Below are 10,453 nucleotides of genomic sequence, written 5' to 3' on the forward strand. Positions count from 1 at the left end.
AGATGTCAAGACCTGGTAAGGTTCTTCGCGTAGCTTCGAATTAAACCACATGCTCCACCGCTTGTGCGGGCCCCCGTCAATTCCTTTGAGTTTCAACCTTGCGGTCGTACTCCCCAGGCGGAGCGCTTAATGCGTTAGCTGCGGCACTGAAGGGCGGAAACCCTCCAACACCTAGCACTCATCGTTTACGGCATGGACTACCAGGGTATCTAATCCTGTTCGCTACCCATGCTTTCGAGCCTCAGCGTCAGTTGCAGACCAGACAGTCGCCTTCGCCACTGGTGTTCTTCCATATATCTACGCATTCCACCGCTACACATGGAGTTCCACTGTCCTCTTCTGCACTCAAGTCGCTCAGTTTCCGATGCACTTCTTCGGTTAAGCCGAAGGCTTTCACATCAGACTTAAGCAACCGCCTGCGCTCGCTTTACGCCCAATAAATCCGGATAACGCTTGCCACCTACGTATTACCGCGGCTGCTGGCACGTAGTTAGCCGTGACTTTCTGGTTGAATACCGTCACTGCGTGAACAGTTACTCTCACGCACATTCTTCTTCAACAACAGAGCTTTACGAGCCGAAACCCTTCTTCACTCACGCGGTGTCGCTCCATCAGGCTTGCGCCCATTGTGGAAGATTCCCTACTGCTGCCTCCCGTAGGAGTATGGACCGTGTCTCAGTTCCATTGTGGCCGATCAGTCTCTCAACTCGGCTATGCATCATTGCCTTGGTAGGCCGTTACCCTACCAACAAGCTAATGCACCGCGGGCCCATCCTGAAGTGATAGCCGAAACCATCTTTAAAACGAAAACCATGTGGTTTTCGTTGTTATGCGGTATTAGCACCTGTTTCCAAATGTTATCCCCCGCTCCAGGGCAGGTTGCCCACGTGTTACTCACCCGTCCGCCGCTCACTGGTAATCCATCGTCACTTCAGTGCAAGCACGTCAGATCAGTTGGGCCAGTGCGCTCGACTTGCATGTATTAGGCACACCGCCGGCGTTCATCCTGAGCCAGGATCAAACTCTCATATAAAATATAAGAATTTGAGATAGCTCTCAAATTAAAAGTTATTAAGCGAATTGACTTCGCAAATGTTTTGCTTCAAATCACCGAAGTGATTGAAGGCCCTACACATTTGATTCGTCGAAACTTTGTTCAGTTTTCAAAGGTCTACCGTGCTGATTAACTAGTAGCTAATCAGCAAATCTATTATATCATCTAACTCATCAGAATGTCAAGAGCTTTTTTAATTAATTATTAATCAAGCGATTGACTTTGCTGAAGAAGTCAGCTTATTTATAATAACAATTCCGTCATCAGAAGTCAACAACTAATTTTAATTTCTTAAAGCAGATCGTTGCTTTCCTAAGACAGCACTGTCTATTGTAATCAAATCTTTTCTCATCGTCAAGACTAATTTCAATGATTACTTTTTCATGTAGTCATCAAGACTAGCTCTCAAGAATCAGCCATCACAACTTTGTGAAGCAGCTTTGATTAATGACAGTAATTGTTGTGCTTCCAGTAGAAACACAACAGTTAAATACTATAGTCGTTTTGCCCACCTTTTGCAAGGCCAAATTTGCCAATAGTATAGAAAAAGATCTTCCCTGCTTGAATGTTCGGGAAGATCCATAGAAGTTAGCATATATGGCATTAAATCAGACATTCACAGTCTTACCATACTCATTGTTAATCGTGTTAACAACATTTTCGGCCTTCATGTTGTCTTCAACAATTGCGTCGCCGTCCCGTAACGTGTACGTGCCGTCTTCAGACAAGTTGCTGTAGTCAACATCATTGCCATCTGCGTCAACAAAGTTAAACTTCGAGTTCTGGAAGTTCTTAAGAGCATCTTCATCAATTTCCATGATTATGCCTTCTTTCTATACTGTCATTATAGTCTTTTTTTCCAAAAATGGCTATTTAATTTTCCCTTAAGCTCCTCCACGTTAAAAACGGCGTACAAAAAGCCAGCGAAGTGCACTCCCATGCATCGCTGGCTTTTATCATCTACCTATTATTTTGCTTGGATGTATCCCTGGGCTTTCAGCAGTTCGGCAAACTCGATAGCCCCACCGGCTGCCCCCCGCGCTGTGTTATGGGACAGACCAACAAACTTCCAATCGAACAGCTTGTCAGGACGGAGCCGGCCAATTGAAATCCCCATTCCGTGCTCAAAGTTCACGTCGTAGCGAACCTGAGGACGGAAATCGTCGTCGAGATACTGGATAAATTGCTTAGGCGCGCTCGGTAGTTCGAGCTTCTGTGGTTCACCGGAGTAGTCCTCCAGTGCCTTGATCAGGTCTTCCTTTGTCGGGTTCTGCTTGAAGTTGATGAAGGCTGCAACTGTGTGCCCGTACAGGACCGGCACCCGCAGGCACTGGCTGGTGATCACCGGAGATTCGGCCATCACAATTGCCTTTTGTTCTGAGTCAACGTGACCGAAGATTTTCAGTGGTTCGTCCTCGGACTTCTTTTCCTCGCCCGGGATGTATGGAATCACATTGCCCTGGATTTCTGGAGCCCCCTCCAGCGTCTTGCCGGCTCCAGAGATTGCCTGGTAGGTACATGCTAAAACCTGGGTCGGTTCGAACTGCTGCCAAGCGGCAATGGCTGGCGTGTAGCTCTGAATCGAGCAGTTCGGCTTAACGGCGACAAAACCCCGCTGCGTGCCGAGGCGAGCGCGCTGGTACTTGATGACATCCGTGTGGTCCGGGTTGATTTCGGGAACTACCATCGGCACATCTGGCGTCCAGCGGTGGGCACTGTTGTTGGAAACGACCGGTGTCTCATGCTTGGCGTACTCGTCCTCCAGCTTGCGGATGGCATCCTTGTCCATGTGGACGGCGGAAAAGACGAAGTCAACCTGGGAGGCAACTTGATCGACGTCCTCGGCATCCAAAATCGTCAGGTTCTTGACGGCCTCCGGAATCGGCGTTGCACCCATCTTCCAGCGGTCCTTGACAGCTTCCTCGTAGGTTTTACCCGCGCTGTGCTTGCTGGCAGCGACGACTGTCACTTCAAACCAGGGGTGGTTGGCCAGCAGCGTGACAAATCGCTGTCCAACCATCCCCGTCGCACCAATTACACCAACTTTTAATTTCTCGCTCATTATGAAAATCTCCACATCTTATAATTGTTTTCTAATTATGGTCTAATATACTCTTCTTATCGTGAAGATTCCATCGTTTTAGACGGGAAATTTAATTCCGCAAGTACTTACCCCCGCTCGCCTTGCCCATGGCGATCCTGCTCATGCCGTGTCTTGGTATCGTTGAGGAGAAAGTCAACCATGTACTGCTGACGAAACTGGGTCGGGGTCAAGCCAACCCGTTTCTTAAAGATCCGCATGAAGTATTTGACATCATTAAAGTAGGCCTGGTTGGCAATCACCTTTAACGGCAGGTTGGAGTTTAATAATAGGTTCCGGGCGATATCAATTTTCTTTTGAATAATCAGATTGGCAGCCGTCATTCCGGTCTCTTTCTTAATCAGCCGACTGACGTAGCGATAGTTCATCCCGAAATGGTCGGCAATCATTTGGACGGTCAGCTGGCTATCCAGGTTCTCCTGGACCCAGCTGATGATTTCCACAGCCCGGGGATTGCTCATCGTCAGCTGGTGGAGGCCCATCAGAAAGTCATTGGCAATCTCCAGCAGCAATTGCGTCACCGTATAGGAAATCACCGCGTCGGTATAGTAGTTCACCCGGCTTTTGAGCAGTGCTTCCTGGCAGGCCGTCTCGATCTTAGCCGCATCATGGACGTGGTAATGGGCGGGTAGGATCACGTTGTTGGCTAATTCGCTCAATTTCTGTCGATCGACCAACTGGTGGTCAATCTCACTAAAATCAAGCTGGCGTTGGTCGTCTTTTGGGAGAAACTGAAACCAGTAAAAGCGGCCGTGGTCACCAGCCGGTTGAATTTTGACCACTGTTTCGGCCGGAATCAGATAATACTCGGTTGGCTTGAGTGTTGTTGTCGCTTCATTTTCCATAATGGACAGTCGCCCGGCAGCGCAAAGAACCAGTTCGTAAGCCGCGGTCTTAATTTTGAATTCCTTTTCGTGACCGTGGGCGAAGTTTTTCTCACCACCCGCAAAGTAATGGAAGGGCCGGTCACTGTTAAAAAGATACACCTTACTGATATCTTGTTTACTTTCATCTACCTTCATTCAAAATTCCTCCTCATTTGTCCACCATTAGTCCTCCGGGTCTGTCAAAAGTGGCACCTCGGTTGCAACTCTTGCCGGAAGAGATACCATTTTGGCCCCTGAGACAGTTATCAGCGCAAATGGAAAGCGCTTTAATAAAAGGTGTTGAAAGTTGGTATTCCTAACTAATTCACTCAACAATTATAACATCGATTGATTGGAAGGAAGATTGCAATGGCAGTTATTGAAAAAAGAGACAACGGACTCTACTGGGAGCACGCAGCGGAGCAATTACTAATCCAACCGTGGGGACCAAACAGTCTCCGCTTCCGGGTTACTAAGAAAAATGATTTTACACCCAACCAGGACTGGGCATTGACGTATTCAAAAGACCAGGCCGGGCAGGCAGACGACATCACCATCAATCATGAGGAGAACACCTGCTCCATCACCAACGGCAACATCACGGCAGCCATCAACCGCTTTGGCTGGCTCAAGGTCACCAATGCTGCGGGCAAGGTCCTCGTCGAAGAGCGTTGGCAGGTCAAGCCGGGCGGTGAAAAGACCAGTCCGCTGGGGATCCCCGGCCGTGAGCTCAAACCGATCATCGGCGGCGACTACTCCGCGACGATGCGCTTTGAAGCCCACGACGGCGAAAAGATCTACGGGATGGGGCAACGGCAAGAAAAGCAGCTGAACTACAAGGGCTGCATTCTGGAACTGGCCCAGCGCAACACCCAGGCGACCGTGCCATTCGTCCTTTCTAACCGCGGCTATGGTTTCCTGTGGAACAATCCGGCTATTGGTCAGGTCACCTTTGCCAACAATGAAACCAAGTGGGAAGCACGGGACACCGATCAGATCGACTTCTGGATTACCGCCGAGGACTCCCCGGCCAAGATTGTTGAAAACTACACCGACGCGACTGGGAAGGTACCAATGATGCCAGAATTTGCTAGCGGTTTCTGGCAATGCAAGCTGCGCTACCGGACCCAAGATGAACTCCTCAAAGTAGCCTATGAATACAAGGATAAGGGCCTGCCAATCAACGTCATCGTGATCGACTTCTTCCACTGGCCAAATCAGGGTGAATGGAAGTTCGACCCGAAGTACTGGCCGGATCCGGCAGGAATGGTCAAAGAACTGAAGTCAATGGGAATCAAATTGATGGTTTCGATTTGGCCAACCGTCGACGTTAATAGTGAAAACTACGATGAAATGAACGACCGTGGCTACCTCGTGCGGGCCGAAAGAATGTATCAGGACTCCTACCACTTCATGGGGAACGAAACCTTCTTCGACGCCACCAACCCCGGTGCCCGCAAGTTTGTCTGGGACAAGGCCAAGCAAAACTACTACGACAAGGGCGTGCGGATGTTTTGGCTAGATGAAGCTGAACCAGAATACGGCTTCCTCTACGATTTTGACCACTTCCGCTACTACCAGGGTCCGGCCCTCAAGTTATCCAACATCTACCCGCTGGACTACGCCAAGGCCTTTTACGAAGGCCAAAAGGCAGCTGGACAAAAGGACATCGTCAACCTGGTCCGGTGTGTCTGGGCCGGCAGTCAGAAGTATGGGGTCGTACTGTGGTCCGGTGATGTCCACTCAACCTTCGAGTCTCTGCAAAAGCAGATCGTCGCGGGTCTTAACGCCGGGCTCTCCGGAATTTCCTGGTGGACGACCGATATCGGTGGCTTCACCGGCGGCAACGTCAAGGATCCGAAGTTCCATGAGCTGCTCACCCGCTGGTTCCAATTTGGGACCTTCTGCCCGGTAATGCGGCTCCATGGTTTCCGGGAACCGGCCGAACAGACGATTGAGCATGCGGATCGGATGTTTAACCAGCCATTCGGTAGCGGGGCCTTCAATGAAATCTACAAGTACCCGCACGCTACTTATGAAATCCTGCGTAAGTACCTCTTCATGCGGGAGGCAATTCGGCCATACGTCATGGAACAGATGAAGAAGGCCCACACCGACGGAACGCCAGTCATGCGGCCACTCTTCTACGACTTCGCTAAGGATGAGCAGGCTTGGGACGTTTCCGACGAATACATGTTTGGTCCAGACGTTCTGGTTGCACCAATCATTCACGCCGGCCAAACCGAACGACAGGTCTACCTGCCGGCCGGGGCCGACTGGATCGACGTTCAAACTAAGCACACCTATCAGGGCGGGCAGACCGTCACGGTGCCATGCCCAATCGACACCATTCCGCTGTTTACCCGGGCCGCACACCCGCTGGAAAGCCTGCTGAACTTTAAGGTGCCCGCTGAAAAGAACTAAGGGGGCCGCATATTATGGATGAAAACAAACAAAAATCGACGACCAAACAGGTCAACCTGGATTCCGGGCTCCCGGACCTGTCGAAATGGGTCATCTTTTCGATTACCTTTGGCTTTTTGGGCGTCAACATGGGTTTCTCCCTGCAGAGCTCCCAGATGAGTCGGATCTTCCAGTCCATCGGTGCCAACCCGAATAACCTCGGCTTCTTCTTTATCTTTCCCGGCTTGATGGGAATGATTGTCCAGCCGCTGATCGGGAAATACTCCGACCGGACCTGGAACCGCTTTGGTCGACGGATGCCCTACCTGCTGTTCGGTGCGCCGATTGCTTCCCTGGTGCTTTTAATGCTGCCATTTTCAGGTTCCCTGGGCTTCGGCTACGGTTCCATGGCGGCAATGGTCTTTGCGGCCTTTGCAGTCTGCTTCATGGACCTGTTCAACAACATCTGCATGCAGCCGTTCAGAATGATCGTCGGCGACATGGTCAACAACAAGCAGAAGAACTTTGCCTGGTCCCTCCAACAGATCTTCTTCAACGGTGGTGGGATCCTGGCATCCCTGCTCCCGTTCATCTTCACGGCTTGCGGGATGTCAAATACCGCTAAACGGGGTGTCGTTCCGAACACCGTTATCTGGGCCTATATCGTCGCCGCAGTCGTTCTCTTCGTCACAAGCATGTGGACGGTCTTCAATGTAAAGGAATACGATCCACAAACTTACGCCAAGTATCACGGCATTGACCCGCAGGCGAACAAAAAGAGCGTCAGTCTGCTACACCTGATCAAGATTGCACCGCACGCCTTTTGGGAACTCTGCTTGGTTCAATTCTTCTCCTGGGTTGCCGTTATGTACGTCTGGACCTACTCCACCGGAACCCTGGCCAAAAACGTTTGGCACACGACCAACCCGACCAGCGCCGGCTTCCAAGCTGCCGGTAACTGGTACGGTGTTTTGACTGCGATCCTTAGTGTCGCCGGCATCTGCTGGGGATTCCTCTATTCCCACGCCAAAACAACGACGCGGAAACGCTGGTATGCTTTCGGCCTGACCCTCGGCGGGATTGGCCTCATCCTGGTCTCCGTTGCCCATGACAAGTGGTTGACGGTTTTGGCCTTCATTCTTTTCGGCATTTGCTACTTCACCATCCACACCCTGCCGTTTACCCTTTTGACTTCTTCGCTCAACGGGCAAAACGAAGGGGCCTACATCGGGCTGTTCAACATTGGGATCTGCCTGCCGCAGATTGTCGCCTCGCTGATGAGCTTTGCAATTTTCCCAATAGTCGGTCACAGTCAGCCAATGATGATGACCATTGCCGGCTGCTCCTTGATCTGCGCGGCCTTCTGTGTTCACTTTGTTCACGAAGGGGTTTCCGTCAAAGCCGCCAATTAGTAATATAATCATAAGTAAAGCATGATGCGGAAGGATGATAGAAAATGACAGAAGAATTAACCGATTATCAACAAGACGGCTCGCAAATCAAACTCCACTATCGCGACGGGCAGGATCTCCTGCTCGACGTCTACACCAGTGAAATTATTCGGGTCTTCGTCGATCGTGGCCGGACCACGAATTCCTATGCAATCAGCGGTGACAAGCATCACCAGACCAGCTTCACAGTCGAAAACAAGGGTGATCACGTTGAAGTCCGGACCGCTGCGCTGATCGTCCGGGCCTATGACGGGCACCACGTCGATTTCTACGATGGGGAGGGGAACCCGCTGGTGATTGATTTCCGCGGTGAACGCACCCCACTGCCCAACGATCTCGATGACGAGCACAAGCAGACGGTCCTGGCGGAGGGACACGACATTAGCCTCCTCGGCAAGACCAACCAGCATTACTATGAAGTAATCAAGTCGCTGGCTCCCGATGAAGTCTTTTACGGACTCGGGGACAAACCGGGCTTCCTCAATAAGCGGGGCTACGACTATGACAACTGGAACGTCGACTTTGGCCAGGTCCACGATGAATCGGTTAAGTGCATCTACAAGTCCATCCCGGTCATGTATGGGATTAAGGACAACCACCCGTACGGACTCTTCTTTGACAATACCTACAAGAGCCACTTTGACCTTGGAAAAGAAAGTGAGAACTACTATTATTACTCCGCTGTTGATGGGAACGTCGACTACTACGTCTTAGGTGGTCACACCCTAAAAGACGTCGTCGCCAACTACACCTACCTCACCGGAACGACGCCGCTGCCGCAAAAATGGACGCTCGGCTACCAGCAGTCACGCTGGGGCTACAGCACGAGCGAACAGCGGGTTGAAGAAATCGCCGATGGTTTTGCGAAATACCACCTACCGCTGGACGTTATTCACCTCGATATTGACTACATGCGGGGCTATCGCGATTTCACCTGGGACACCACCAAGTATTCCGACCCGAAGAAGTTCGTGGCTGAGATGCGCAAATGCGGCATTCGGCTGATCCCGATCCTCGATGCCGGGGTCAAGAAAGATGAGGATGGTTACGACATCTATGAAGAAGGGGTCAAAAACGGCTACTTCGTCCAGAATCCGGACGGGACGACCTACTTTGGCCGCGTTTGGCCTGGTAAGGCGGCCTTCCCCGACTTCGGGCAGCCGCGGGTTCGCCAATGGTGGGCCAAGCATATCAAGTTCTTCGCCGACCTTGGTGCGGCCGGAATTTGGAACGACATGAACGAGCCGGCTTCATTCGACGGCGAGCTGCCGAATGACCTGATTTTCAGCGATGGCGAACACAAGAGCACCCACGCCAAGATGCACAACGTCTTCGGTCAGCTCCAGGCCCAGGCGGCTTACGAGGGGATGAGGGAGGCCACCGAAAAACGGCCGTTTGTCATCACCCGGGCCGCTTACGCCGGCATTCAAAAGTATTCGACCGTTTGGACGGGTGATAACCAGTCAATCTGGTCCAACCTCCAACTGTCGATTCCTCAGCTGACCAGCCTCGGCCTGAGCGGAATTGCCATTGCTGGAACCGACATTGGCGGTTTCCAAAAAGACACAACCCCGGAGCTCTTGACCCGCTGGATTGAAGCCGCCCTGTTCGCACCCCTCTTCCGCAATCATGCCGAAATGGGGACCCGTTACCAGGAGCCGTGGCAATTTGATGCCCGGACCCTGGATATCTATCGGGACTACCTCAACCTGCGCTACCGCTTTGTACCGTTCCTCTATGATCAATTCCACCACGAAACCGAGTCCGGGCTGCCGGTAATGCGGCCGCTCGTGCTGAACTATGACCAGGATCCGCAAGTTCGCCAAATCAATGACGAATACATGGTTGGTACCAGCATCCTCGTCGCCCCGATTGTTAACCAGGGGGCCACGCAACGGCTGGTTTACCTGCCGGCCGGCAAATGGCTGGACTTCTGGAACAATGCCGAATATTCTGGTCAGCAAAGCATCGTGGTCAACGCTCCGCTGGACAAATTGCCGATGTTTATCAAGGCCGACACCATCCTGCCATGGGGTAATAAGGTCAAGCACATCAGCGACCAGCCGGAAAAGGTCATGACCTTCCGGCTCTTCGGCGAGTGCGGCTCCTACCGGCACTACCAGGATAACGGTCAGGACTTCAAGTACCAAGACGGCGAATACAACGAATACTATGTCGCCGTTTCCCTGGACGGTCAGGTAACCGTCAAGCTGAATAAGCACGGCTACCAGCCAACCTATGACTACATTTACGTTGAAACCAGCACCGGCCGCTGGACGTTCAAGTACAATGCTGCAAGTGAGAATTACCTGCCTGTTAAGTAACAGTTAAGGCACGGAAAACAAACGCACATGTTTGTTTTTCGTGCCTTTTGATTTTTGCCAAAATCCGGCGTCCCATCCTGACTTGCCGTTTTCTCACCCGCTTGTTTTACTAAAGTAAATCCGATATCGGATTAAGTCATGTGGTAATAAGTCAAGATAAAATTATCACTGACAAACTTGTTTTGACCAGATTTTTGACGCACTTAAATAAGCCTTGGTACCAAGGTGTTTTAAAAGCTAAGCGTCGAGAATCA

6 protein-coding genes and 1 rRNA gene are annotated in these 10,453 nt (G+C 51.3%); 3 read left to right on the forward strand and 4 right to left on the reverse strand.

What is annotated here, in order from left to right; all coding sequences use genetic code 11:
* From OCT58_RS09335 to OCT58_RS09350, 4 genes are all read right to left on the reverse strand, one after another.
* A 16S ribosomal RNA gene (locus OCT58_RS09335) occupies positions 1 to 1,033 on the reverse strand; the annotation flags it as partial.
* 629 nt (positions 1,034 to 1,662) lie between these two features.
* Positions 1,663 to 1,872, reverse strand: coding sequence for a hypothetical protein (locus OCT58_RS09340; RefSeq protein WP_267202572.1), 210 nt, complete (start codon positions 1,870 to 1,872; stop codon positions 1,663 to 1,665).
* 149 nt (positions 1,873 to 2,021) lie between these two features.
* Positions 2,022 to 3,116: an aspartate-semialdehyde dehydrogenase gene (gene asd, locus OCT58_RS09345; protein WP_267202573.1), complete on the reverse strand. Its 1,095-nt coding sequence runs from the start codon at positions 3,114 to 3,116 to the stop codon at positions 2,022 to 2,024.
* Positions 3,117 to 3,223: 107 nt separating this feature from the next.
* Complete coding sequence (locus tag OCT58_RS09350; protein ID WP_267202574.1) at positions 3,224 to 4,177, reverse strand: helix-turn-helix domain-containing protein; 954 nt, start codon at positions 4,175 to 4,177, stop codon at positions 3,224 to 3,226.
* 213 nt (positions 4,178 to 4,390) lie between these two features.
* Here OCT58_RS09350 and OCT58_RS09355 point away from each other — a divergent pair, with 213 nt between their 5' ends.
* Genes OCT58_RS09355 through OCT58_RS09365 form a run of 3 tightly spaced genes read left to right on the forward strand, consistent with a single transcriptional unit; the run spans position 4,391 to position 10,199 of the window.
* Positions 4,391 to 6,445 (forward strand): glycoside hydrolase family 31 protein, encoded by a 2,055-nt coding sequence (locus tag OCT58_RS09355; RefSeq protein ID WP_267202575.1) that lies wholly within the window; start codon positions 4,391 to 4,393, stop codon positions 6,443 to 6,445.
* Between the two features lie 14 nt (positions 6,446 to 6,459).
* Positions 6,460 to 7,836 (forward strand): SLC45 family MFS transporter, encoded by a 1,377-nt coding sequence (locus OCT58_RS09360; protein WP_267202576.1) that lies wholly within the window; start codon positions 6,460 to 6,462, stop codon positions 7,834 to 7,836.
* Positions 7,837 to 7,880: 44 nt separating this feature from the next.
* Positions 7,881 to 10,199 carry a glycoside hydrolase family 31 protein gene (locus OCT58_RS09365; protein ID WP_267202577.1) on the forward strand — a complete coding sequence of 773 codons (2,319 nt, stop codon included), beginning with the start codon at positions 7,881 to 7,883 and terminating at the stop codon, positions 10,197 to 10,199.
* Positions 10,200 to 10,453 lie beyond the last annotated feature (254 nt).

Origin of the sequence: Limosilactobacillus kribbianus (genome assembly GCF_026413145.1) — a bacterium.
Taxonomy (GTDB): Bacteria; Bacillota; Bacilli; order Lactobacillales; family Lactobacillaceae; genus Limosilactobacillus; species Limosilactobacillus kribbianus.